General features: G+C 66.4%; 23 protein-coding genes and 1 tRNA gene. 13 read left to right on the top strand and 11 right to left on the bottom strand.

What is annotated here, in order from left to right:
• Positions 1 to 374: 374 nt before the first annotated feature.
• The gene (locus tag QH168_RS10300) at positions 375 to 1055 is read left to right on the top strand and encodes an HAD family hydrolase (protein ID WP_280234308.1); all 681 of its coding nucleotides are present in this window, start codon (positions 375 to 377) and stop codon (positions 1053 to 1055) included.
• Positions 1056 to 1256: 201 nt separating this feature from the next.
• Here QH168_RS10300 and QH168_RS10295 read toward each other — a convergent pair whose 3' ends face one another.
• Entirely contained in the window at positions 1257 to 1874 is a 618-nt protein-coding gene (locus tag QH168_RS10295) for a response regulator transcription factor (RefSeq protein ID WP_280234307.1), read from the bottom strand.
• A gap of 482 nt (positions 1875 to 2356) precedes the next feature.
• On the opposite strand from QH168_RS10295, the gene QH168_RS10290 reads away from it, so the two are divergent.
• Positions 2357 to 2989: a TetR/AcrR family transcriptional regulator gene (locus QH168_RS10290; RefSeq protein WP_280234306.1), complete on the top strand. Its 633-nt coding sequence runs from the start codon at positions 2357 to 2359 to the stop codon at positions 2987 to 2989.
• Positions 2990 to 3150: 161 nt separating this feature from the next.
• On the opposite strand, the gene QH168_RS10285 is transcribed toward QH168_RS10290, so the two are convergent.
• Positions 3151 to 3224 (bottom strand) — tRNA-Ile (locus QH168_RS10285).
• Between the two features lie 114 nt (positions 3225 to 3338).
• Here QH168_RS10285 and QH168_RS10280 point away from each other — a divergent pair.
• Positions 3339 to 3770 (top strand): nitroreductase family deazaflavin-dependent oxidoreductase, encoded by a 432-nt coding sequence (locus QH168_RS10280; RefSeq protein ID WP_280234305.1) that lies wholly within the window; start codon positions 3339 to 3341, stop codon positions 3768 to 3770.
• A gap of 229 nt (positions 3771 to 3999) precedes the next feature.
• Here the strand turns inward: QH168_RS10280 and QH168_RS10275 are convergent, their stop codons facing one another.
• The 5 genes from QH168_RS10275 to QH168_RS10255 all read right to left on the bottom strand — a co-directional run bounded on the left by QH168_RS10275 (position 4000) and on the right by QH168_RS10255 (position 10230).
• On the bottom strand, positions 4000 to 5010 hold the full coding sequence (locus QH168_RS10275) for a zinc-binding dehydrogenase (protein WP_280234304.1): 1011 nt from the start codon (positions 5008 to 5010) through the stop codon (positions 4000 to 4002).
• A gap of 543 nt (positions 5011 to 5553) precedes the next feature.
• A complete protein-coding gene (locus QH168_RS10270; protein ID WP_280234303.1) occupies positions 5554 to 6069 on the bottom strand; it encodes a hypothetical protein in 516 nt (171 codons plus the stop codon).
• A 356-nt stretch (positions 6070 to 6425) separates the two neighbouring features.
• Positions 6426 to 8201 (bottom strand): SDR family oxidoreductase, encoded by a 1776-nt coding sequence (locus QH168_RS10265; RefSeq protein WP_280234302.1) that lies wholly within the window; start codon positions 8199 to 8201, stop codon positions 6426 to 6428.
• A 23-nt stretch (positions 8202 to 8224) separates the two neighbouring features.
• Complete coding sequence (locus QH168_RS10260) at positions 8225 to 9331, bottom strand: PDR/VanB family oxidoreductase (protein ID WP_280234301.1); 1107 nt, start codon at positions 9329 to 9331, stop codon at positions 8225 to 8227.
• The gene (locus QH168_RS10255) at positions 9328 to 10230 is read right to left on the bottom strand and encodes a metal-dependent hydrolase (RefSeq protein ID WP_280234300.1); all 903 of its coding nucleotides are present in this window, start codon (positions 10228 to 10230) and stop codon (positions 9328 to 9330) included. Before QH168_RS10255 ends, QH168_RS10260 begins: the two co-directional genes overlap by 4 nt.
• 213 nt (positions 10231 to 10443) lie before the next feature.
• Here QH168_RS10255 and QH168_RS10250 point away from each other — a divergent pair, with 213 nt between their 5' ends.
• Positions 10444 to 11832, top strand: a complete 1389-nt coding sequence (locus QH168_RS10250) for a WS/DGAT/MGAT family O-acyltransferase (protein ID WP_280234299.1) — start codon at positions 10444 to 10446, stop codon at positions 11830 to 11832.
• Positions 11833 to 11887: 55 nt separating this feature from the next.
• On the opposite strand, the gene QH168_RS10245 is transcribed toward QH168_RS10250, so the two are convergent.
• Entirely contained in the window at positions 11888 to 12772 is an 885-nt protein-coding gene (locus QH168_RS10245) for an alpha/beta fold hydrolase (RefSeq protein WP_280234298.1), read from the bottom strand.
• 206 nt (positions 12773 to 12978) lie between these two features.
• Here QH168_RS10245 and QH168_RS10240 point away from each other — a divergent pair, with 206 nt between their 5' ends.
• A complete protein-coding gene (locus QH168_RS10240) occupies positions 12979 to 13719 on the top strand; it encodes a glucose 1-dehydrogenase (protein WP_280234297.1) in 741 nt (246 codons plus the stop codon).
• 9 nt (positions 13720 to 13728) lie between these two features.
• On the opposite strand, the gene QH168_RS10235 is transcribed toward QH168_RS10240, so the two are convergent.
• Positions 13729 to 15261, bottom strand: coding sequence for an aldehyde dehydrogenase family protein (locus tag QH168_RS10235; RefSeq protein WP_280234296.1), 1533 nt, complete (start codon positions 15259 to 15261; stop codon positions 13729 to 13731).
• A gap of 210 nt (positions 15262 to 15471) precedes the next feature.
• Between QH168_RS10235 and QH168_RS10230 the strand changes: the two genes are divergently transcribed.
• From QH168_RS10230 to QH168_RS10205, 6 genes are read left to right on the top strand one after another with little or no spacing between them, the layout of a single operon-like run.
• On the top strand, positions 15472 to 15930 hold the full coding sequence (locus QH168_RS10230; protein ID WP_280234295.1) for an OB-fold domain-containing protein: 459 nt from the start codon (positions 15472 to 15474) through the stop codon (positions 15928 to 15930).
• The gene (locus QH168_RS10225; RefSeq protein WP_280234294.1) at positions 15927 to 16427 is read left to right on the top strand and encodes a Zn-ribbon domain-containing OB-fold protein; all 501 of its coding nucleotides are present in this window, start codon (positions 15927 to 15929) and stop codon (positions 16425 to 16427) included. The genes QH168_RS10230 and QH168_RS10225 overlap by 4 nt, the downstream gene beginning before the upstream one ends.
• Positions 16420 to 17490 carry a lipid-transfer protein gene (locus QH168_RS10220; protein WP_280234293.1) on the top strand — a complete coding sequence of 357 codons (1071 nt, stop codon included), beginning with the start codon at positions 16420 to 16422 and terminating at the stop codon, positions 17488 to 17490. Before QH168_RS10225 ends, QH168_RS10220 begins: the two co-directional genes overlap by 8 nt.
• Entirely contained in the window at positions 17487 to 18641 is a 1155-nt protein-coding gene (locus tag QH168_RS10215) for a thiolase domain-containing protein (protein ID WP_280234292.1), read from the top strand. The genes QH168_RS10220 and QH168_RS10215 overlap by 4 nt, the downstream gene beginning before the upstream one ends.
• Before the next feature lie 43 nt (positions 18642 to 18684).
• Complete coding sequence (locus tag QH168_RS10210) at positions 18685 to 19884, top strand: lipid-transfer protein (RefSeq protein ID WP_280234291.1); 1200 nt, start codon at positions 18685 to 18687, stop codon at positions 19882 to 19884.
• 9 nt (positions 19885 to 19893) lie between these two features.
• On the top strand, positions 19894 to 20544 hold the full coding sequence (locus tag QH168_RS10205; RefSeq protein WP_280234290.1) for a TetR/AcrR family transcriptional regulator: 651 nt from the start codon (positions 19894 to 19896) through the stop codon (positions 20542 to 20544).
• 4 nt (positions 20545 to 20548) lie between these two features.
• Here QH168_RS10205 and QH168_RS10200 read toward each other — a convergent pair whose 3' ends face one another.
• A complete protein-coding gene (locus QH168_RS10200; protein WP_280234289.1) occupies positions 20549 to 22141 on the bottom strand; it encodes an AMP-binding protein in 1593 nt (530 codons plus the stop codon).
• 273 nt (positions 22142 to 22414) lie between these two features.
• Between QH168_RS10200 and QH168_RS10195 the strand changes: the two genes are divergently transcribed.
• On the top strand, positions 22415 to 24124 hold the full coding sequence (locus QH168_RS10195; RefSeq protein ID WP_280234288.1) for a hypothetical protein: 1710 nt from the start codon (positions 22415 to 22417) through the stop codon (positions 24122 to 24124).
• An 8-nt stretch (positions 24125 to 24132) separates the two neighbouring features.
• Positions 24133 to 24516 (top strand): hypothetical protein, encoded by a 384-nt coding sequence (locus QH168_RS10190; protein WP_280234287.1) that lies wholly within the window; start codon positions 24133 to 24135, stop codon positions 24514 to 24516.
• 9 nt (positions 24517 to 24525) lie between these two features.
• On the opposite strand, the gene QH168_RS10185 is transcribed toward QH168_RS10190, so the two are convergent.
• On the bottom strand, positions 24526 to 24708 hold the full coding sequence (locus QH168_RS10185; RefSeq protein ID WP_280234286.1) for a hypothetical protein: 183 nt from the start codon (positions 24706 to 24708) through the stop codon (positions 24526 to 24528).
• Between the last annotated feature and the right edge of the window lie 657 nt (positions 24709 to 25365).

Genomic DNA, 25365 nt, shown 5'->3' with positions numbered 1-25365 from the left:
ACCGAAATTCGACCGTGTGACATACGGCGCTGCATTGCGCCCTTCCCCCAACGATCACCACATTAACGGCGGCGCGGCATCGGGTACAGGTCAGTCGCGGGGCTCCGAAGGAGATACACATATCGCCCGATGGATGTATCACTCGAGATCACTTGCGCCACCATGTGGTTGGGTGCACGCCGATCAGCAGGTCCCGGGCGACGGAAATGCTCCGAGAACATTTTCCTCGAGGAGTCCGTTCGGTGTGGGCATTTCGCCATATATTCCACCCGAACCGGAGGATGTATCACCTTCGGGAATCTGGTGGCGCCTGTTTTCCGGTCGATAACCTGACCAACGTCGCAGCGAATCCGGCCGTCGAACGGGGTGTTCACGTGAGAATCACAAGTGGAAATGATCGGATCGCGATCTGGTCCGATTTCGGCGGTGTACTGACACCTCCGGTCGAGCACACGTTCGCGGCCTTCTGCCGCCGGACGAACATCGACCCGCCGACCTTGCGCGCCGCGTTGGCCGAGGTGACGGCGTCCTTCGGCACCGACGACATGATGCTGCCGCTGGACACGCCCCTCATCTCCGAGGACGACTGGCTGGCGCTGGTATCCGCCGCGCTGGACCGCCGGGGCGTGCGCATCCGCATCCCGAGCCTGGCCGAATCGTGGTTCGACGGCCGTGCCGCCAACAGCGAATGGGCCGATACGCTGCTCACCTACCGCGAGGCGGGCTTCTTCGTCGGGATGCTGTCGAATATGCCACCCGCATGGGAACCGTACTGGCGCCGCATGGTCGACCCCGAGGCGCTCTTCGCCGCCGTGCTGAACTCCGCCCAGATCGGCTGCCGCAAACCGGACAGGGAGATCTTCGATCTGGCCGCGGCGCGGGCGGGTGTCGAGCCCGCGCGATGCGTGCTCATCGATGATCTACCGCAGAACTGCGCGGGCGCCCGCGCCGCCGGATGGCATGCGGTGCTGTTCACCGACGCGTTGACCGCGGGCGCCGAACTCGAGGCCACGGTGCAGACCATCACCGCCGACCTGGTGGCCACCGACACCTAGTGTCCCGCCCAACCATTACCTCGACATCCTGCCCGCCGCCTCCGCGAGCGGTACGCATGTCGTCGGACGTCGACATTCGGCCGCATCGCGCAGTGCACGCGCGTATCGGGGATAGTCGCGCTGTCCGACGTGCTCGCCCATTTCGAGCGAGGCGACGGCGGACGTGGTCGGCCCGGGTCTCAGCGCGCCGTTGCGGCGCCGCTATCCGACCGCTCCGCCGCGTTCCGAATTCGCGCGATAGCGGTTGACCGCGTCGATCCGCGATACCGCACCGAGTTTGACGAAGATACTGCGCAGATGCCGCTTGACCGTTCCTTCGGTGATCGACAGCACGTTCGCGATCTGTCGATTGGTCATCGCCTGGGCGACCAGCTCGAGAACCTGCGCTTCCCGATCCGACAGGCCCCCACCCGAGTCCGGTGGCTCCCCATTGGTGAGAAATTCTCGCGGCACACTCAGCGTGACCCGCGTCCCCTCCGTCCTCGACGCCCGGATCGCGCTGCCCAGTTCACTTCTCGACACACCCTTGTGCAGGAAGCACCGCACGCCCGCCATGAGCATGTCGTGCAGCGCATCGCCCACATCGATCGGACTGAGAACCGCCAGCGCGGCATCGGGCCACGCGCCGACCAGCAGTTGGGTGAGTTCGACCGGCGAATTCCGCATACCGTCGATATCGAGCAACACCACGTCCGGACGCAGCGCCGTGATGCGTTCGACCGCCTCGTCACAGGCGACATCGGCCACGACGGTGAAATCGTCTTCGGCTTCCAATGATTCGCGCAAAATCTCCCGCGTCAGCGAATGCTCCCCTACCATGAGAATGCGTAGAATCGGTGGGGTCGATTCCATCGCGGGGACGGCGGCCTTGGGACGATGGCAGCGATCGAGTAGGGAAGGTACCGAATCGATCGATCGTTCCGCTTCCATCAAACCCCCTCGGTGACAGGCGGCGACATAACGCAGGCAACCGCCGGTTGACACGCGCTTCGTTGCCCTGTCACGAATTTGCCGCGGCATACGCCGACCACCCGAACGGGCGTCGTCATATGCCGCAGCGACTCAACACTATTGCTGGGCGCCAATAGTTTTCAATCATTGCCGCGACCCGTGAGGCAATGAACCCGGCACCCGCCGCCATTCGTTCGCGTCGAGAAGGCGGCTTCCGTGCGAAACGAAATGGCGTCGATCTTCAGATCGGTCCCGCACCCCCTGGTACGCTCTCTTTGACGAGCATTTACTCGCCTTATGCAGCTTACGAGCGTGCGGACCCCTTGTCCAGCCGTCAGAAAGGAGGGCAGGTGCCGCCAGCCGGGTCGACAACCAGCGAGCGGGCGCATGTGCGGCGACAAGCCCGTGGCCTGCGGCGACGCGAGCAGATCCTGTCCACCGCCGAGGCCGTTTTCGCCGAGGTCGGATTCGATCGCGCGACCACCAATCTCATCGCGCAACGCGCCGAGATCTCACCCGGTTCGCTGTACCAGTTCTTCCGTAACAAGGAAGAAATCGCGTGCACGCTGTTGCAACACTACGTCTCCCAGCTCGACCGCGCCCGCGCCGACGCCGTCGGCGCCGAGGGCCAACCAGAACATGATCTGAAGGCGTTCCTGGACCGCTCCGTCGACCGAATGGTCCGCTTCACCGCCGAGCACCCCGGCGTCCTCGCCCTCTTCATGCGCCCGGACAACCCACCCGAACTCCACGAGGCCATGGCCCCCCTCCAGGACAGCCTGTCCACCCGCGTCCACGAGGTCCTCACCGCCCGCGCCCCCCACAAACCCGAAGCCGACATCCGCCGCTACACCCTCGTAGCCCTCCAGATAGTCCGCGGCGTCCTCCCCGCCATAGCCACCTCCCCCGAACCCGAACACCCCGAGCTGATCACCGAACTCAAACGGGCCCTGCACAGCTACTTGAACGACGCTTTGCAGTAGGGCGGTCCACCGGCAGATGCCAGGACCGAACGACCGACGGCGACTATGGTCAGCAGTCGGTGGCGACCCCGGACGCCGCGGACCAATCACCATTGCCAAGTTCCGGATCTGAACCAACTCAGCTGATACTGATGCTGTTTCCGCTGGTAGAAACCTGTTTGTGGGGCGGGCGGGGCTCGAACCCGCGACCAATGGATTATGAGTCCACGGCTCTAACCGACTGAGCTACCGCCCCCGGATGCGGTGGTCCGCAGGTGTGGGGAATGGTACCGGGTCGGGCGCGGCGGGGGCCAATCGGGCGGGGGCGTGGTTAGGGTGGGGCGTTGCCGGGAACTGCTGAGGGGTTGGTATGGCCGGGGTTTTCACGAAAGTGTTGCAGGCGCACCAGTGGATCTATGAGCACAGTGGCGGATGGGTGGGTCATCGGCTGCTGTTCGGGAATCCGACATTGCTGTTGCGGACGGTGGGCCGAAAGACGGGGCAGCCGCGGACCTCGGCGCTCACCTATGCGCGTGATGGGCGCGACTATCTGGTGACGGCGTCGAATGGTGGTTCGCCGCGCCCGCCGGGATGGCTGGCGAATCTGAAGGCGAAGCCGGACTGCGAGATCCAGATCGGGCGGAGCAGTATCCGGGTGACGGCGCGTCCGACGCTGCCGGGCGATCCGGAGTATGCGCGGCGCTGGGAGCTGGTGGATCGAGTGAATCAGGGCCGCTACAGCGAATATCAGGAGCGCACCCGGCGGCCGATCGCGGTGGTGGTACTCACCCCGGTCGAGTGAACCGGGGTGAGTACCACCGTTGATGGCGGATGATGGACTGTCAGTAGTGACTTTCCCGTTCTCGTTCCGCGCCGGTGCCGACATCACGCCCGCGACGGGATTCCACCATGTCGCGCGGTGGACGGCTGGCGATATGTACTACGGACGCAACGAGAATAAGGATCATGACAACTATGGCTGCGGTAAGCACGCAGGCACCATAGCCGCAGATTTCGCTACCCGCAGGTAGTCATTTCGGTCGGTTTGTGTTACTCAACAGTGTGCGTCCGATGGCGGTGCGTGAATCGATGGCCGCGTGCGCTCGATCGGCATGCTCCAGCGGAAAGGTCTGGCCGATAACGACCTCCAGGCGTCCGGCCGCGACCTCGGCGAGTGCCCGTTCGGCCAACGCGGACCAGTCGGTGGTGTCGGAGGTGACGTCGAACAGGCTGAGCACCGTGATCGCCCGGCGTTGCGCGGATTCGGTGTCCACGGTAGCGAAATCACCTGCTGCGGAACCGTATCCGATGAACCGGCCGCCGTCGGCCAGCGCTTCGGCCGCCGCTCCGCCGAGTTCGCCGCCCGCACCGTCCAGAACGACCCGCACACCCGCACCCCCGGTCGCGGTGCGGACCTCGTCCACCCAGCCGGGTTCGGAGTAATCGACCAGCACGGAGGCGCCCAGCCGCTCGGCCAGCTCGAGTTTGGCTTTTCCACGGGCCGCCGCGATCACCTTGGCGCCGGCATTGCGTGCGAGTTGAGTCAGCAGGGTACCGAGCCCACCGGCCGCGGCGGTGATGAGCACCCATTCGCCGGATTCGATGGCGGCCCGATCGAAGACGGCCAACGCGGTCCTGCCGTCGTGAGTCAGTGCGACAGCCTGATCCAGCGTCACACCTTCGGGCACGGTAGTCAGCGTCTCGACCTTCGCCAACGACTTCTCCGCATATCCGCCGATCGGCAGCCCGCCTCCGACGTTGCTGTGCGCGGTCCGGGTGCTGACGCGTCGGCCGATCCACGACGGGTCGACCTCCGGCCCGACGGCGGTGACCACGCCGCCGACCGCTCCGCCCGGCACATAGGGCGGCTCGACAGCGAAGAATTCGGTGCCCCACCCTGAGCGCAGCCTGGTGTCGAGGAACATGACGTCGGCCGCACTCACGTCGACCAGAACCTCTCCTGCCGCGGGGACGGGTTCGGGCGCCTCACGCACCTCGAGCACGTCGGGACCGCCGAACGTCGTCGCGTACACCGCTCGCATGACCAACCTCCATCGTTCCGGGTTTCTCGGATACGACAAGCCTCAACCCTGAAGTTTGGTTCAGGTCAAGGTCGGGTGATCGCTATCACAAATAGCAGGGCGGTTCAGCCTCCACCACCACAGCCGCCTCCTCCACCGCCACCGCCACAGCCGCCTCCACCGCCACAGCCGCCACCGCCGGAGCCGCCGTCACCGCCCGAGTCCCCCGAGCCCCCGCCCCACCATCCCGCACCGCCCGCAGCACCGGCGGCCGATCCGGATCCGCGGCGACGCGATCGAGCAGACCGCGTCGATCTCGTCTGTGACCTGTACCGTTTCGCGACGGCCCAGAACAGGATCGCCAGTACTCCCCCGAGGATCAGCAGCACGAACACCACGCCGATAACAACATCCGTCATCCCCCATGAGTACCCCCGGTCGACCGTCAGGAACCCCCACCGCCACAACCGGATCCGCCACCACACCTCGATCCGCCGATCACGGCTGTCACGCAACTGCGTGGATGTGTCGTGCCGCATCGCCCCGTCGCAGGCACCGGCCAACTCACACCGGAGACTCGGCCGCCCGACGGAGTTCGTCTTCGATCGTCGCCACCCTCCCGAGATCGATGCCCCATGGCTTGTCCACACCGACCCGCGCATCGAGGTCCCACAGCACGCCCGGTTCCTCCGGTGCGGCAACCATCGACCAGGCGACCACGGTGCGGCCCAGCTGGGACGCCATGGAGCCATGCGGATTGCCCTGCGTCGCAACACCGTCCGGGTAGTGGTGCAGGAACCTGTGGTACGCCTCGTCGCAGAATCCGGCGTACAGCTCGGTGCAGAGAATGAATCCGTGCCAGGCCTCGTCCACCGCATGTGACGGCATCCCGATCACCTGCCCGTCCCGCATCGCCGCCCCGCAACACCGAAGCCACTGCCGCAGCCCGGTCTCCACCAGCTCACGCGGCTGCCACGGGCACGTCTTGTAGATGGCGTCGGGCAGCTCCAGCTCACGAACGACGCGATCGACCCTCGCCAGATCGATCTCCCGGTTGCCGCGTCTACCGAATCCGAACACAGTTCACTGTACGACCGGCAGCCGATACGCTGCGAGCATGGCGCTTCTGTTACTGCTGTTCGTCCTGATCGTGGTGATCTCGATCGTGGCTGTAGGTGTGGTACTGATCGTGCTCGCCGTCCAGCGCAGCAGCCGCCCGCAGAATCGGAGCAGGCCACCCGGGCCGTACTGGTCGGCGGGTTCCGCCGGGTATTCGGATGGAGCCGGCGGTCACCACGGGGGCTACAGCGACGGCCCGGGTCACAGCGGCCCGAGCTGCGGCGGTGGGTCGAGCTGCGGCGGTGGAGGCGGATCCAGTTGCGGCGGTGGTGGAGGCGGTGGAGGAGGTTCCTGAGGGGCGCATTCGACGCCCGACCTCAGGTCAACTTCACCCGCGCCGCGACGAATCTGCCGATTGCGGGTGCCAATCGGCTCAGGTGGTAGTTCACCCTGGCTTCCGGCGTCACCGGGACGATGCTGCGGCCGCGTGCCACGGCGTGCACGATCTGTTCGGCCACCTTTTCCGGGCCGTAGTGGCGCATTCGGTAGAGGTTGTCGTAGTGCTGTTGTTTGCGCTTTTCCTCTTCGGGGTCTACGCCGGAAAAGCTGGTTGTGGCAACGATGTTGGTGTGCACTATGCCGGGGCAGATGGTGTGTACGCCGATGCCGCGGCCGGACAACTCGGCGCGTAGGCAGTCGGAGAACATGAAAACGGCCGATTTGCTGGTGGCGTAGGCGCTGAAACCCTGCTGCGGTGAATAGGCCGCCATGCTCGACAGGTTCACGATGTGTCCACCCGCGCCACGTTCGGCCATGGCGGGGCCGAAGGCTCGGCATCCGTTGACCACACCGCCCAGATTGACGCGCATGACCCGGTCGAACTCCGCCGACGGCGTATCGAAGAAATCACCGGCCTGACCGATGCCCGCGTTGTTGATCAGGATGTCCGGCACGCCATGCGCTTCCAATACGGTGCGCGCATGGTCGGCCACCGCGGATTCGTCGGAGACGTCGAGCTGATACGAGTGCGCGAGCCCACCGGCCGCGGCCACCAGCTCGGCGGTCTCCTTGGCCGCGGCCGGATTGATATCCGACAGGACGATCTCGGCGCCCCGGCGCGCGAACGCCAGCGCCGTCTCCCGCCCGATACCGCTGCCGCCGCCGGTGATCACCACCAGCTGGTCACCGAATTCACCACGGCTACGCCCGATCTCCGCGCGGCGAAGGCCACGCGGAGTCGTGCCGCCCGCGAGGGCGTCGACGAGTTCGGTCGTCGCGTTCGCCAGCAGTTCGGGATGTGAGAACGGCATCCAGTGCCCGGCAGGCACATCGCGGCGCCACAACCGCGACGCCCACTTGCGTTCATCGTCATAGCCCGCGGGCCGGATCGCGACATCACGTCCGGCGACGATCAGCTGCACCGGTACCTCGGTATGCCGTTCACGCGGTGACAGCAGGCGCGGCAGGATGTTCGCGCGATAGATCAGCAGCCCGTCGACGATGTCCTCGCGGAATGTGCGCCCGAGCGTCACATTCGACGCCGCGGTCTCGTTCATCAAACCGACGAACTGCCGCCAGCGCCCCTCGGTGGCCAACTGCCCGAGCACGACCTGCGGCAGCGCCGGAGTCATGAAGAAGAACGTGTACGCCGAGGACGCCAGCTGCGTCATCGGCTGCCAGATATTGCGCGGCGTCGGTCGTGAAAGCCTGTTGCGCACCCATTTCCCGACGTGATCGAGATTGGGGCCGGATACCGAGGTGAAGGAGGCGATCCGCTGTTCGGCGCCGGGTTCACAGACCGCTTCCCATACCTGGATGGATCCCCAGTCGTGGGCGAGCACATGTACCGGCCGGTCGGGGCTGACCGCGCCTGCGACAGCGAAGAAGTCCGAGGCCAGCTCGTCGAGCCGGAAGTCCGCGGTGCGGCGGGTACGGGTGGATTCACCGTGTCCGCGAGTGTCGTAGGTGACGACGTGGAATCGGCGCGCCAGCAGCGGCACGACCTTGTCCCACAGATGATGGGTGTCGGGCCAGCCGTGCACGAGCACGACCGTTTCGGCGGTCGGATCGCCGAATTCGTAGACGGCGAGTTCGATATCGCCGTTGCGCACGGTCCGGCGGGTCTGGTCCGGTTCGGGTGATCGGGTGGTCATGGGTCGGTCTCCTCGCCCCAGAGCTAGATGTCCAACGTCAAACGTCCGCCCGCCGCACGGGATACGCAGATCAGCATGTCCCCCGCGGCGTGATCGGATTCGGTGAGTACGGTCTCCCGGTGTTCGGGTTGCCCGGCGAGCACGCGCACCGCGCAGGTGCGGCAGAAGCCCTGACGGCACGAATACGGCCGATCCGGACGGGATTCCAGCACCACGTCCAGCGCCGACCGATCGGGGGGCACCCGCACCACCTCACCGGTGGAGGCGAATTCGATCTCGAAGGCGACGCCGTCGACGATCGGCGGCGGGGAGAACCGCTCGGAATGCAGTTCCACACCCGGCATCCGCCGGACCGCGTCGGCAACCATCGAGGTCATCGGCACCGGGCCGCAGCAGTAGACGGCGGTACCGGCGGCCACGCCGGGTAGCAGCGCGGCGGCGTCGGGCAGGCCGTGGTCGTCGTCGGTGCGCACCGTGATCCGGCGGCCGAAGGTCTCGACCTCGTCCAGGAACGGGATGGTGTCGCGGTTGCGTCCGGTGTAGACCATGGACCAGTCGACGCCGAGCCGATCGGCGAGGCGCATCATCGGCAGGATCGGGGTGATACCGATACCTCCGGCGACGAAATGCAACCGGGTGGCGGGCGAGCCGTATCCGGGCACCGCGAACGGAAACGCATTACGCGGCCCACGCACCGTGATCGGTGTGCCGACGGCAAGGTCACGGTGCACCTCGATCGAACCGCCGCCGCCCTCGGGGATGCGCCGCACCGCGACGCGATACGCGTGCCCGTCGGACGGGTCGCCGCACAGCGAGTACTGCCGCAGCCTGCCCGACGGCAGTTCCAGGTCCAGATGGGCACCGGGGCGCCACGATGGCAGCCGACGACCGTCAGGGGCGCGCAGCACCAGGCTGATCACATCGGTGTCGTGCGCCTCGATCCGACGTTCGGTGACGACGAGGGCGAGCCGATGATCATCGACGCGCGGAGCCTGCGGTCTGCGATTGACCAGCGCGGCCCACCGCAGCCGCGCGTCGACCACCGCATCCAGCACCCGCACCGTCCGGTCGTGCGACCGTTTGCCGTAGAGGTCGCCGGGCGGAGTGTCGGGGATCCGGGTCGAATTCACGACGCGGCCGCCCGAGCCGCGGGCGAGGCGGCCAGATAGGCGATGGCCTGCGCGGTGGAGCCGACCGTCTCGGGGTTGTAGCCCGGTTTGAACGTCGACAGCGCGCTCCACAGCAGCGACGGCACCCCGGGCAGGGCACCACGCCACATGGCGCCGAACACGGCGGGCACCAACCGCGGATAACCATAGTCGGGCAGGGCCGGATCCTGGCGCACCAGGAATTTGGTGCCGCGCAGCACGAGTCCGATGAAGACCGGGAACACCAGCGTCATGATCGCGGCCCGCCGCAGATAACCGGCCCCGAAGTACACCGCCACATCATGGGCGACGTGCCGATGCTCGACTTCCTCGGCGCCGTGCCAGCGGAACAGGTCGGCCACCCGCGGATCGGCGTCGAACTTCTCCAGATCGGCATTGAGCACCCAGTCGCCGAGGTAGGCGAAGAAATGTTCCAGGCACGCGATGAACGCCAGCCGCTCGACCAGCTGCTGATGCCGGGAATTGCCCGCACTCTCACGCGGGCCGAGGGATTTGCGGAACAGGTATTCGGCCTGACGCAGATACGGCTCGGGGTCGATGCCGTGCGAGGCGAGCACCTCGTGCAGGACCTTGTCGTGGGTCTGGGCGTGCATGGCTTCCTGGCCGATGAAGCCGAGCATGGCCTCGCGCAGCTTCTCGTCCTTGACCGAGGGCAGCGCCTCGGTATAGGTGGCGCAGAACATGCGCTCGCCCTCGGGCAGGAGCAGGTTCAGGGAATTGATCAGATGCGAGGCGATCGGCTCCGCCGCCATCCAGTGCAGCGGGGTATCGGCCCAGTCGAATCGCACATTGCGAGCATGCAGCGCGACCGGCCCCGGATCGGCGTCCGGGCGCGGGCGGCCCCGGCGAAGTAGCTTCATCGATACTCCTCAGCGTCTCACGGCGTGTTCGTCGATCACCGGCGATCTTCCTTCACGACCGTAGAAACAGCATACACATACCTAGGACCATGAGTTACATACAGATTCCGGACCGATACCAACAGGTCACAATCTGACAATATTGCCCGCCACTGTGATCGACCTCGCGTCAAATCAGGGCAAAACTAGAACACGTTCTAGTAGTCTACGGCTATGGAACAACTCACCGGGCTGGATGCCAGTTTCCTCTATCTGGAAACCGGAACCCAGCATCTACACGTCTGCGCACTGCTGATCCTCGATCCCGTCGACGGCACCTATTCGTTCGACGAACTGAAGGCCGAACTAGGCCGCAGGCTGCCGCTGATCCCCCATATGCGACGCCGGGTGCACGAGGTGGCGTTCAACCTCGACCATCCGGTCTGGGTCGACGACCCGGATTTCGATCTGGACTACCACATCCGCCGGGTCGGCCTGCCCACACCGGGCGGGCGAGCCGAACTCGCCGAACTCATCGGCGATATCGCCAGCCGCCCGATGGACCGGGATCGGCCACTGTGGGAGATGTCGGTGGTGGACGGTCTCGACGACGGCAAGGTCGCGGTGATCTGCAAATACCATCACGCCGCCGTCGATGGCATCACCGGTACGAACATGATGATGCATCTGTGCGATCTCGAACCGGGCCTCACCCGACCCGAGCCGCAGCCGTGGCAGCCCGAACCCGAACCGAGCGATCTCGCACTCGCGGCTCGGGCGGTGGTGCGTTTCCCGGCCAAGATGGGCCTGCTCGGCATGGTGCCCAAAACCGTCGGGATGGTCGCGGGTTTCGCCCAGCGACGCCGGAAAAACCAGGCGGGCATGGCATTACCGTTCTCGGCGCCGCGCACACCGTTCAACAAGGCGATCACCGCTCACCGCGCCGTGGCCTTCACCAAGGCCGATCTCGGTGCGATCAAGGAGATCAAGGCAGCCTTCGGCGTGAAGGTCAACGATGTGGTGCTCACGGTGGTGGGCGGGGTGCTGCGCAGCTACCTCGGCAACCATGACGAACTGCCCGCGCGTTCGCTGATCGCCTCGGTGCCGGTGTCGGTGCACGATTCCACCCGGCATACCGAGGGCATCAACAAGGTCTCCACCCTGTTCTGCCGCCTCGGCACCGATGTCGCCGATCCGGTCGAACGGCTGAACATGCTGGCCGCGGCGAACGAGCACGCCAAACAGGAGCACGATCTGATCGGCGCCGATTTCCTCCAGGACTGGTCGAAATACGCTCCGCCCAACACCTTCCAGCTGGCCTCGCGGGTCTATTCGTCGCTGAAGCTGGCCGAACACCATCCGGTGGTGCACAACCTCGTGGTGTCGAATGTTCCTGGACCGCCGATGCCGCTGTATTTCCTCGGCGTCCGCGTGGACGGAATGTATCCGTTCGGCCCGATCTTCCATGGCGCGGGCTTGACCGTCACCGTGCTGTCCAATTGCGGCGACCTGGACTTCGGGTTCATCGCCTGCCGGGAACTGGTGCCCGATATCGGCGATCTGGCCGACGCGGTACCCGCCGTGATCGCGGATCTGTTGGCCGCGGCGCGAACTCGGGGCTGATCACCGCTCCGACCGACCGCCCTGTTCGCCATCGGCGTCGAACAGGGTCGTCCACTCACAGCCGCGCCGTCACCGCCGCGCACGCCTCGCTGAGCGCCGGAACGAATCGGTCCGCCGCGAACGCACACGCCGTATGCCCCGCCTGGACCGGATGAATACTCGTCCCCGGTATCGCGGCCGCCAATTCGATCTGCCGGTACACCGGAATCGCCTTGTCCTTGGTCGTGATGACCACCGCTGTCGGCATGCGCAGGCTCGCCAGCCACTCGGTGGCGTCGAAGGTGCCGATCTCGGCCAGTATCGGAGTCAGTGCCCAACCGCTGGTACTGCGGAACTCCCCCATCGCCCAGCGCCGCAGTTGTCCGGGCACCAAGGCCGCGGGCAGTTCCGGCAGCGCGCCTGCCAGCCGCCCGGCGCGCTGATACGGATAGTCGCCCAGCGCGTCGGCCATGGCCGCGAAACCGCGATGGAATGCCCGTTCACGCCATTTCTCCTGGAAGCGATAGGGGGTTGCGCAGAGTACGAGCCCGGCCACCCGTTCGGGATGACGATGCGCGGTCAGCAGGGAGACGACCCCGCCCAGCGAATACCCCACACCGACGAAGCGATCCACGCCGAGCGCATCGGCCACCGCGACCACATCGTCGGCGCAGTCGTCGAGCCGAAACCGCTCCGAACGGATGCCACGCCCATGCCAGCGCTGATCGAACAGCACGATCCGATAGCGCTCGGACAGCGTGTCGAGCGCGGGGAACCAATTGAGCATCGCGGTGCAGGCGGTGCCGTGCAGCAGGATCAGCGTCGCCGCGCCCGGCGGGCCGGGGATGTCGACGATGTAGGTGCGGCCGCGGCCCGGCAGTTCGAGCAGCCGTCCGCCGGGGATCTCGTCGATCGCGGGCACCACGAACGGACCGGTCCGCACCGATCGGTCAGTTCCCATCACGACCCTCCGCAGCCTCCATCGAGCACATTTCTAGAACTCGTTCTACTCGATGATGCCATAGGCGCTCCGGTGCGCTCGCCCGGCCGTCGACCCGGAACATCGCGGCAGCTCGAACAGCTCACTCACACTGCCAGCTTCGACAGTCGCCACCCACCCACCTTCTGTAACGTGTTTCAGAAGTAGGCAAACGAGAAGGAGTGGTGATGGCACGGTTGACCGGCAAGGTGGCATTGATCAGCGGCGGGTCGCGCGGTATGGGCGCCTCGCACGCGCGGGCGATGCTGGCCGAAGAGGCCAAGGTCGTGATCGGCGATGTGCTCGACGACGAGGGCAAGGCGCTGGCCGAAGAGTTGGGCCCCGACCTCACCCATGTGCACCTCGACGTCCGCGAGCCCGAGGATTGGCGCGCCGCCGTCGCGACCGCCGTCGAACAATACGGATCGCTGAATGTGCTGGTCAACAATGCCGGGATCGTCAACGGCAATCTGATCACCGACTTCGAGTACGCCGAATGGCAGCGGATCATCGACATCAATCTCACCGGCACCTTCCTCGGCATGCAGGCCGCGACGCCCGCGATGGTCGCGGCGGGCGGCGGATCGATGATCAACATCTCCTCCGTGGAGGGCCTGCGCGGCAGCCCCGGCCTCCACGGCTACGTCGCCAGTAAGTTCGCCGTTCGCGGGCTCACCAAGTCGGTGGCGCTGGAGCTGGCCCCGCAGGGCATCCGGGTGAATTCCATCCACCCCGGCCTCATCCGCACCCCGATGACCGAGGGCATCCCCGAGGATTTCCTCCAGATCCCACTCGGCCGCGGCGCCGATCCGGAAGAGGTCTCCGCGCTGGTCACCTATCTGGCCAGTGACGAATCCTCGTACTCGACCGGCGCCGAGTTCGTCATCGACGGCGGGCTCACGATCGGCGTTCCGCACAAATCGTCCTGAGCCCGCCGGTCACGACATGAGCTTGCGGGCGATGGCGCTACCGAAGGCCATATCGATCATCCGCTCCAGCGTCCGCACAGTCTTGTCGGTGTACGGGTACCAGATGTTCTCCTTCTTCAGCTGCCACCGATCCAGCAGCACCGGCTGGGCGTGGGTGAAGCCGCGCAGCGCGTCCCGGCCGTTGACGTGGCCGAGGCCGCTGTCCTTGCGGCCGCCGAACGGCGCCTCGGGGACCCCGTAGATCACCGAGGCGTCGTTGTGCACGACCGAACCGGTGCGCAGCTGTTTGGCGATCCGCAGCACGGTGTCGGGGTCCTTGGTGAACACGCTGCCGCTGAGACCGTATTCGCAGTCGTTGGCCATGCGGACGGCCTCGTCCTCATCGGCCACCCGCATGATCGCCACGACCGGGCCGAAGGTTTCCTGCCGCATCAGATCCATGTCATGGGTGACGCCGACGATCAGCGTCGGTTGGAAGAACACGCCGTCGGCGGTATCGCTCTTACCGCCGACCAGCACCTCGGCGCCTTTGGCCACGGCATCGTCGACATGTTCGGTGACGATATCGAGCTGACGGTCCCAGAACAGCGGACCGACATCCTTACCGACCCCGTAAGTGACCGCCTCGGCCTTCTCCCGCACCTTGGCGATGAATTCGTCGGCGACGGTGTCCACCACGTAGATCCGCTCGACGCCGACGCAGACCTGTCCGGTATTGAACATCGACAGATACACCGCGCCCGCCGACGCCCGCTCCAGATCGGCGTCCGCGCACACGATCATCGCGTCCTTACCGCCGAGTTCCATGGTGCAGGGAATCAGCCGGGCCGCACATGCCGCGGCGATCTTCTTACCGGTGGGGACGCTGCCGGTGAACGAGATCTTGTCCACATCGGCCGCCACGAGCGCCGCGCCGGTCTCGCCGTCGCCGTGCACCACCTGCACGACATCCTCGGGAACACCTGCTTCGTGCAAAATCTTCACGGCCCATTCCGCCGAATGTGGTGTCACCTCGGAAGGTTTGAGCACCACCGAGTTTCCGGCCAGCAGCGCCTGTGCGATCGGGTTGAGCGAGAGCACGAACGGGCCGTTCCACGGCGTGATCACGCCGACCACGCCCAGCGGCTGATAGTTGACGATCAGCTTCTTCAGCGGCGCCAGGTAGCCGTGCAGCCGTCGCCGTTCATCGGCCAGATCCTTGCGCGCGCGGCCACTCCAGTAGTTCAGGAAATCGCAGGCGGGCACGATCTCGATCGCCAGCGCCTCCACCCGCGGCTTACCGGTTTCAGCCTGGACCGTCGCGACGATCTCATCGCGCCGGGAGACCAGCACGTCGACCGCGCGGCGGATGATGTCGGCGCGTTCGGTGACCGCTCGCGCCGCCCACCCCGGCTGCGCGGCGCGGGCGCGCCGGACGACCTCGGCCACCTCGTCCGCGGTGCTCACCACGATTTCGCCGACTTCGTCACCGGTGGCCGGATTGCTCAGGCCGAGCCTGCGGTGGCCGTCGGCCGTCGATGGCAGCGAGTGGACTATGGCCATGAGAATCTCCTCACCCCGAGGACGCATCTGAAACAAGTTCTACTTGCGGCGCCAGACTACGACATTGCCGACCGGCTGTACATGCCCGTCAATCAGTTGATTGAAACAACTGATTGACATGTGGTGTGGCGCTGGTTCACGATCGAATCGCGGCACGCCACACCCCACGGGGCTCGGCCGCCACTCCTCGGACCCATCGGCAGGAGCCATATGACAGCCGAAGTTCACGGCGACAGCCTGAACGCGCCGTACAGCCTGCAATTTCCGTTCAATCGGACCGTCGGCCCCACGATCGGCGCGTTCCTCGGCGGCCTGCGCGAGGGCAGGCTCTTCGGTGTCCGCACCGACCGCGGCACGGTGCTGTGTCCGGCGGCCGAATTCGATCCGGAGACCGCCCGCGCCACCGGTGAGCTGGTCGAGCTCGCGGCGACCGGAACGGTGCGGCACTGGACCTGGGTGCCACACCGCCCCGAGGACGATCTCACTCATGACTACGCGTGGGCATTGATCACCATCGACGGCACCGAGGGCGGTCTGTTCCATGCCGTCGACACCGGTGGCGACTCCTCCCGAATGACGCGAGGGTTGCGAGTCGCACCGCGGTGGCGGGCGCAGCGAGTGGGCAGTATCCGCGACATCGTCTGCTTCGCACCGGTGGCGCCGTCATGACCACACCGCTGCCCGAACCCGTCACCGAGTTCACCAGCCCGTTCGGGATGGACTACACCTACGTCGCGGGTGTCGGTCGCTCGGTGTTCCTGCGCGGACTTGCCGAGCGTCGGCTGTTGGCGCGCCGCTGCCCGAGCTGCGCCCAGGTGTATCTGCCGCCACCGGAATTCTGTTCCCGCTGTCTGACCGAACTGGCCGAGCCGTTCGAACTGCCCGGCGACGGAACCATTTCCACCTTCTGCGTGGTGAATTTCCCGTTCCCCGGCCAGGTCTTCCAGCCGCCGTACGTGGTGGCCCACATCCAGGTGCGCGGTGCGGATACCCGGCTGATGCATCTGATCCAGGAGATCGAGCCGAGTGCGGTGCGTATCGGGATGGCGGTGGAGCCGGTCTGGTGCGCCGACGACGATCTCGACACGTCGATGAACAGCATCCGCTACTACCGGCCGGTGGCTTCCGCCGAATCCGGCGCCACCACAGGAGGTTCCGATGCGTGAGGTCGGAATCGTCGCCTTCGCTCAGTCGCCGTGCACGGCCGCTGATCGCCGCCACGATATGGCCGAGATCCTGCTGCCGGTGATCCGCCGCGCGCTCGACACCGCCGGAATCACCCGTGACGAGGTGGATTTCTTCACCTCCGGCAGCCACGATTTCTTCGAGGGACGCACCTTCGCGTACATCGAATCGCTCGACGCGGTCGGCGCGTGGCCACCGATCTCGGAATCGCATGTGGAGATGGACGCCGCGTGGGCGTTCTATGAGGCCTGGAGCTGGTTGCAGCTCGGCGAGGGCGATATCGCCGTCGTCTACGGCATCGGCCGCGGGTCCTTACCGCGCGATCTCGATCAGGTGATGGCCGCCCAGCTCGACCCCTATGTCCTCGCGCCGCTGCGCCCGCATCGCGATGCCATCGCGGCGCTACAGGCCGCGGCGCTCATCGAGGCGGGTGCGGTGAGCGAACGGCAGCTGGCCGAGGTGGTCTCGCGCAGCCTCGCGTCGGCCATCGGCAATCCGGCCGCGCAGATTGCCGGCGAATACTCGATCGATCAGCTGCTCGACGCGCCCTATATCACCTCGCCGCTGCGGGCCCACGATGTGGCGCCGGTCGGCGACGCGGCGGCGGTCGTGGTGCTCGCCGCGGGTGCCTCCGCACGTGGGCTCGCGTCCCGACCCGCGTGGGTGCGCGGCGCCGATCATCGGATGGACGGCCACTATCCGGGCACCCGTGATCTCACCCGCGCCGACACGGTCCGCACCGCGGCCGCCCGTGCCGCCGAACTCGCCGGGTTCGGTCCGGACAGGGTCGATATCGCCGAATTGCATTGCGAATACAGCCATCAGGAACCACTGCTCGCCACCACGCTCGACCTGCACCGCGCCCGCATCAATCCGGGCGGTGGCCCGCTGACGGGACGTCCGGCGACCGCGACCGGGTTGATCCGGATCGGCGAAGCCGCACAGCACATCCTGGACGGTCGCGCCGACCGCACCCTCGCCCACGCCACCAATGGGCCCGCGCTGCAACAGAATCTGATCTGCCTGCTGGAGGGAGACCGATGAGAACCGCGGTCATCGGCATCGGACAGAGCACACAGGCCAAGAAACGCGAGGTCACCATTGGTGCGCTGGTGCGCGAATCGGTGGACGCCGCACTGGCCGACGCCGGACTCGAACACAGCGATATCGATGCCATCGTGCTGTCGAAGACCCCGGATCTGTTCGACGGTGTGATGAACCCCGAGCTGTACCTGGCCGACGCCATGGGTGCACGCGGCCTGCCGGTCACCCGCGTCTTCACCGGCGGCAGCGTCGGCGGGCACGCCGCCATCTACGGCGCGCATCTGGTGCAGGCCGGATTGGCCCGGCGGGTGCTCGTGGTCGCGTATTCGAAGGAATCCGAGGGCGATTTCACCTGGGCGCTCTCGCGCGGTCTGCCGTTCAGCGCCAATCTCGGCGCCGGCGCGGGCGGACATTTCGCGCCGGTCATCCGCGAGTACATCCGCCGGTCGGGCGCGCCGGAACATATCGGCTGGCAGGTCGCGGTCAATCATCGGCTCAATGCGACACGCAATCCGTACGCGCATATCCAGCGCCCGGATATCACCGTGGAGCAGGTGCGTGATTCACCGATGCTGTGGGATCCGATCCGGTATCTGGAATCGTGCCCGTCCTCGGATGGATCGTGCGCAGTGGTCATCGCGGGCGAAGCCGACGCCGAAGGCAATCCGCGACCACCCGCCTGGATCCACGGGATGGCCTGGCGCACCGAGACCGGCCATTTCGCCGGACGCGACGAGGTGAACCCCGAAGCGGGCAGACAATGCGCGGCCGAAGCCTATCGGCAGGCGGGGATCACCGATCCGGCCCGCGAGATCGACACCGCCGAGCTGTACATCCCCTACAGCTGGTACGAGCCGATGTGGCTGGAGAATATCGGCCTGGCCGAGATCGGGGCGGGCTGGAAGATGGTCGACTCCGGTCGCACCGCCTTCGGCGGCGAGCTGCCGGTCAACCCGTCGGGTGGGGTGCTGTCGGGGAATCCGACCGGGGCCACCGGGCTGTTGCGGTTCGCCGAAGCGGCATTGCAGGTCCGAGGGACCGCGGGCGCGCATCAGGTGCCGGGGGCCCGGCGCGCCATCGGGCACGCCATGGGCGGTGCGTCGCAATTCCATGCCCTGTGGGTCGTCGGCAGCGAGCGACCGGCCCGATGATCACCACATATCAACGCGTACGGCGTTGTCGAGGAGAAGAGCAATGAGTCAGCGTGTGTTCGTCATCGGCGTCGGGATGACGAAGTTCGAGAAGATCGCCAGCCGGGACTGGCAGTACCCGGATATGGTCGCCGAAGCGGTGGGCGCGGCACTGGCCGACGCCGGCATCGACTACGACCAGGTGCAGCGGGCTGCTGTCGGTTACGTTTTCCAGCCGTCCACGGCGGGGCAGCGGGCGCTCTACGATGTGGGGCTCACCGGGATTCCGATGGTCAATGTCAACAACAACTGCGCCACCGGCTCGACCGCGCTGATGCTCGCCCGCGAATGGGTGCAGGCCGGTCTGGTCGAGGTGGCATTGGCCGTCGGCTTCGAGCAGATGACCAAGGAGGCCATGGCAGGCACCGGCAACCCCGGCGTCACCACCATCGACCGCCATATCGCGGTCCTGAAGTCCACCAACGGATTCGGTAAGGCACCGCTGACGGCCCAGTTCTTCGGCGCCGCGGCCGCCGAGCACATGCGCCGCTACGGTACGACCCGCGAACAACTCGCCGGGGTCGCGGTGAAGAACCACGAGCATTCGACCCGCAACCCCTACGCGCAGTTCCAGGACCCGTACTCGCTCGAACAGGTGCTCGGCGACAAACCAGTGCACGATCCGCTGACCCGCTCGCAATGCTCACCCATGTCGGACGGTTCCGCGGCGGCGGTCGTGGTCGGTGAGGCGTTCGTCCGGAAACACGGGCTCGCCGACCGCGCCGTGGAGATCCTCGGACAGTCCCTCGCCACCGATGACACCTCGTCGTTCGCCACCGAATCCATGATCGATGTGGTGGGTGCGCCGATGACGCGGAAGGCGGCGCAGGAGGTGTTCGCGGCGACCGGTGTCGGTATCGACGAGGTCGACGTGATCGAATTGCACGACTGCTTCTCGATCAACGAACTGATCACCTACGAATCGCTCGGCATGTGCGCACCCGGCGAATCGGGCGCGTTGATCGAGGCCGGTGCGACGACCTACGGCGGCCGCTGGGTGGTCAATCCGTCGGGTGGTCTGATCTCCAAAGGCCATCCGCTCGGCGCGACCGGTCTGGCGCAATGCGCCGAACTCACCTGGCAGTTGCGTGGCGAGGCCGGGCCGCGGCAGGTCGACGGCGCACGCCACGCCCTGGCGCACAATCTCGGTCTCGGCGGGGCCTGCGTAGTGACGCTCTACGGTGCGCCCGCACCACTCGATTAGGGTGCGCACGTGACCCGAGGACTACCCGCCGAGGCCGCGCCGGATGCCGGGCTGCCCACCGATCGACGCCTGATCCTGGCCGCCGAACGACTGTTCGCCGAACGCGGGATCGATGCGGTGTCGCTGCGGGCGGTGATGTCGGCGGCGGGCGCGAATGTGGCCTCGGTGCACTATCACTTCGGTTCCAAGGACGCGCTGGTCGAGGCTCTGCTCGACCAGCGAGGGGGCGAGGTCTCGCATCGACGCGCCGAATTGCTCGACAGCATCGAGGCTTCCGGTGATCCCTCGGCGCGCAGCCTGGCCGAAGCGTTCGTTCGACCGGTCGCCGAACAGGTCGCGGCGGGTGCCACCGCGTGGGTCACCATCGTCGCGGGGATCATCGGCAGCCGTCATCCGGCGCTGTCGCGGATCACCGATGGTTTCGCACCGCAGGCGCGGCGGTTCACCACGCTGCTCGGCGCGATCTATCCCGAGGTCCCCGCCCGGACCATCCGTTTCCGGCTGACCCAGGCCATGAGCCTGACCTTCCAGGCGCTCGGTGATCTCGACGGGCTGCGCGATATGCTCGCACTCAGCGGGACCCGGCTGACGTCCGAGGAAGTACTCCAGGAGCTGATCGATATGGTCACCGCGATCCTGGCCGGGCCGCCGGATCGCTGATACCTCAGTTCACCTGGCGGGCACCAGCACCCCAGTACTGCGCACGCAACGCCTTCTTGTCCGGCTTGCCCAGCGGGCTGAGCGGGATGCTGTCGGCGAAATCGACTGTCTTGGGCGTGTATACCGCGCCCTTGCGCTCCTTCACCAACGCCTGGAGTTCCGCCACCGCCACCTCACGGCCCGCACGCAGCACCACGACCGCCTTCACGGCCTCACCCCATTTGTCATCGGGCACACCGATGACCGCCGCCGCGCTCACGGCGGGATGGGCGGACAGCACGTCTTCCACCTCACGCGGGTAGACGTTGAAGCCGCCGGAGACGATCATGTCCTTCTTGCGGTCGACGATGTAGAGGAAGCCGTCGGCATCGCGGCGGGCGATGTCACCGGTGTGCAGCCACTCGTGTTCGGTGGCCTCGGCGGTCTGCTCCGGCTTGTTCAGATAGCCCTTCATCACCAGCGGGCCGCGGACGCAGATCTCGCCGGGCTCCCCCGTCGGCACCTGGTTGCCCTCATCGTCGAGCAACGCCACATGCAGCCACGGCACCGGGCGGCCACAGCTGGCCAGCCGCTCGGGCACGGCCGGATCGTGGTCTTCCTTGCGCAGCACCGAAATCGTCATCGGGCATTCGGCCTGGCCGTAGAACTGGAAGAAGATCGGGCCGAACTTCTCGATCGCCTCGGCCAACCGGGTCGGCGAGATGGCCGAGGCGCCGTAGAAGACGGTTTCCAGGCTCGACAGATCGTATTTGTCCAGGTCCGGGTAGTCGAGCAGGGCGTAGAGCATGGTCGGCACCAGCATCGTCGAGGTGATCCGGTACTTCTCGATGGTGGCGAGCACGGTGGCCGGATCGAATCCGGGCAGCACCACGATGGAGCCGCCTTGCAGGCTCGTCGGATTCCAGAACGCGCCACCGGCGTGGCTGAGCGGTGTGCAGACCAGGAAACGCACCTCGCTCGGCCACTGCCATTCGGTCATCTGGATGCGCAGCAGGGTCGCACCACCCCGGAAGCTGAGCATCACGCCTTTCGACTTACCGGTGGTGCCGCCGGTGTAGGCGAGGCTGACGGTATCGCTGGGCGCGACATCGGGGGCGACCAACGGTGCCGGTTCGAAACCCTGCGCGGCGGCCAACAGATCCGTACCGGCCTCGGTCGGGCCGAAGGCCAGCAGGTTCTTCAGCCCCGGCACCCGTTCGGCCAGCTGTGCGGCCCGCTCCTCGTACTTGTCCGGGTCATAGATGAGCGTCTCGATACCGGCGTCCTCGAGCACGTAGGCGTGATCGTCGAGCGAACCCATCGGATGCAGCGCGGCGAACCGGGCGCCGGTGACGGCATTGGCGCCCTGGGTGAACAGTACCTCCGGACGATTCGCCGACAGGATCGCCACCGGACTGCCCACACCGAGCCCGAGGGAGGCGTAGGCCTGCGCGAACGTGCTGATCTGATCGCGCACCTGCCGATAGGTCAGCTCCTCGTCCCCGATGTGCACCGCGGTCCGATCGGCATACAGATCGAGCGAGCGGATGAGCATATCGACCGCCAACGGCTCCCGATGGAGCTGATCGACCTCGGTGAGCTGCGGATCAGTATTCATTCATGCGCCTTCCGGGCCCGCGTCGCGACAGATACCCCTCCAAAGCTAGAACTCGTTCTAGTTTTGAGCAAGGGTTCTTCGTGATCTGTTCCACTCCCGGCCCAGCCGACACTCCGAAACGGGCGACACACCGGGATGCGCGGAGTTGTGGCGGTGAATCCGGGGATGGTGTCGTCGGGCGCTGATAACGTCTGGGGCGCAAGCGATTCACGTGTGCGAGGGGGCTTGGATGGATGTTCCGGGGCGAGGTCGGGACGCGTTCACGAGACTGTCATGACTGTGCCGACCGATGAGCCAACGCGCTATCTGGCCGCCGCGGTTCACCTCGAGGGCGGGCTGGCCGATGCGTTGATCGAGGAGTATCTGGCCGAGCCCAAACGGGCGATCCCGCCGTCGCCGGGAGTGGACGCGACGACCGTGCTGCGGGAGGCGCTGGCGGCGCAGGCGCGGCGCAGGACCGTGAATGCCGTACTGCTGGGATTGCTCGCCGTCACCACGGTGCTCGCGTTTCCACTGGTCGTGCTGTGGCTGGCGTCCGGGCTCACCTGGCGGGTGTGCTCGGCGATCGTGTCACGACTGGCCTACAGCGCGTCGGGCCCCGGCGGTTTCCTCGCCGGGCGGAGCCAACGCTGGTGGGCGACGGCCATCATGTGGTGGCTGCTGTCCTTCGTCTGGGTCTTGATTCCGATGCTGGTCGCGGTACCGTTCGGCGCCTTCCTGATCGGATCATCGGATTCCGATGGCTCGGGTATCGCGGTGCTGCTGGTCCTGGTCGCGCTGGCCCTGATCGTCGCGATGCTGTGTGTGCTCGTCGCACGGCACTATCTGCCGTGGCAGGTCGCCACCAACTGGTTCGGCTACGGGCGATACCAACCACAGACCGCGCCGCGAGAAGCGGTGGTCAAAGCGTCCGCGCCGTACGCACAGCGATTGCATCGCATCACCCAGGATCAACTGCGGCGGGCCCAGGAGGACTCCGGCGAGATCGTGGTCTATCGCGGGCGCAAGCCGTTCGTCGGCGCGGGCAACCGAGTCCGTTCGTGGTCGGCCGCGCTCGAGCTGTACTCGAAGACGACTACACACGATGCCGACGCCACGGAGCATGCGGTCGGCCTCGTGCCGAGCTTCGATCCGCGCGAACTCCAGGACTTCGTCTCCGAGGACCTGAAGAAGCTGCGCAAAGCGCCCACTCTCACACCGGGATGGCGCTTCTCCGATCTCGGAATCACCAGCTGGGCCCTGCTGTCGCCGGTCGATATCGTGCACAACCCGTCCGCGGGCCCGCTGCTGGATCGGCTGAACGCGGGCATCGAGCCGCAGCTGAACCCCCAGGATTGGGCCGATCTGGCCAACAAGTCACCGGAGTGGCTGCGCTACTACCGTTGCTTCCGGTTGGAGAGCTGGGCGCGCCAGCTCGCGGTGTCGGGCTTCCTGCACGTCGGCTGCGAGGAACGCATGCTGGTACTGGAATGGCACGCGTTCGTGCTGCCGCCCATCGCACCTGCGTTCCGTCGCGTCGACACCCCGCCGGACATGCTGGAACTACGTGCGCTCGTGGCAGCCATGGCCGACATGGCGCTACTGCCGACCACCGTGCCGAGCCGCATCGGCGATCTGGTGCGCGCGATGATGGCCCGCCGCCGCCCCGGCGGCACCTGGACCACTCCCGACGAAGCGGCACAGGTACTCGGCGCGGCGGCGAGCATCCGGGAAATCGGCGCGGGCACCAGGCTCAACAACTTCTTCCAGGAGACCGACTGCGACCGCTACCTCAAGATCCTGGAGCGGCGCACCCTCGACGCGGTGCATCGGTATCTCACCGAGAAGGGCATCGCCGCCAAGGGTTTCGACGATATGGTCAAGCAGATCAACAACTCGACGATCGTCAACAACTCCAACATCATCGCCGGAAACATCGGTGGCGCGGGCAATTCCGGCTCGGTGCAGCCCGGCCCGGACGACAACTCGACCGCGACGGAATAGGAGCCCCCATGCCCGACAACCCGCCTGACCATTCGGTCCGCATCACCGGCGGCCAGGTGGTCGCCGGAAATATCGGCGGTTCCGGTAACAACGGACAGATCAATGGTCCGGTCGAACTTTCCGGCAGCCCGGACGCCGATCGGCTCGCCGCCCTGCTCACCGACCTCCGCGACGAACTCACCCGCCTCCGCGGCCAACTCGCCACCGCACCCGATTCCGCCGCCGATGTGGATGATGTCCTCGCCGACCTGGCCCGGCCGGAACCGGATATCAGTGGTGCCGCCAGCCGCTGGGAACGGCTGCGCCGCCGGATCCCCGAGCCGTTGCAGAACCTCGACACGATTCAGCAGATCGTCGGACTGTTGGAACAGGTGCGCGGACTGGCATCCTGACGCATCGCATCACCATCCGGCCGCGAACTGCATCCACACCAGCATCACCACAACGCTCAGCAAGCAGACGGGACCCACTGAGCGCTGCACCTTGGCGCGGGTGGAGACCGGGGCCGCCCACACCACCCAGAGTGAGGTCGCACCAAGGGCGGCGAAGGTCAACCAGGTGACGAACACGCTTGCGAGATACATCCGGCATCGGCCTCCTGCCTCCCCCTGATGCTCGCCGGGCAGCGCGCTATCGCGCGCTCGCCGTCGATGTCTCGGCATCGAAGGGTGTTCTGACTGTGAAATCTCGATGGCCACGGCGACCGACCTGCTCCAACAGATTTCACCGGGATAGCAACTGTATCCGCGACGAGACAGGAAATAGCAGGGCTCGAATCCGCGGCTGTACAGCTCACAGCGGTATCCATTCGGGAATTGTTTCCGCACACATTGTTTCCGTGGTCCGAACCATGCCGCTGGCACATCTACGCACCTATCCGGGTCGCTGCACACCGCAAGCGCTGGTCACGCCGAGTTCGCAACCGCCGGAGCACAACACATCGACCTCCCGACTGTCCATCGTGCCGAATCCCGGTGATCGTTTTTCGTGAGGTTTCCAGAGACCGCCGTTCCGCGTGAGAACTCGCCGCCGCCGCAAATACCGTTGGCGCAGTTTTGGTGTCGCCGAAATTCGGGTCGGCACCTTCGCTGGAATGTTGTCGTTCAGGAAGGCTTGTTATGCGGTGGAGTGTTTCGCGTCGTGTGTTGCGTGCTGCGGTGGTGGCGGGTGCTGCGGTGTTGGTGGTCGGGTTGGTGGGTGGGCAGGCGGTGGGTGTGCCGTCGGAGCGGGATTTGGCGGAT

Origin of the sequence: Nocardia cyriacigeorgica, from assembly GCF_029868385.1 — a bacterium.
Lineage (GTDB): Bacteria > Actinomycetota > Actinomycetes > Mycobacteriales > Mycobacteriaceae > Nocardia > Nocardia cyriacigeorgica_F.
Note: the sequence above shows the minus strand (reverse complement) of the source record. Positions and strands in the feature narration are given on the sequence as shown.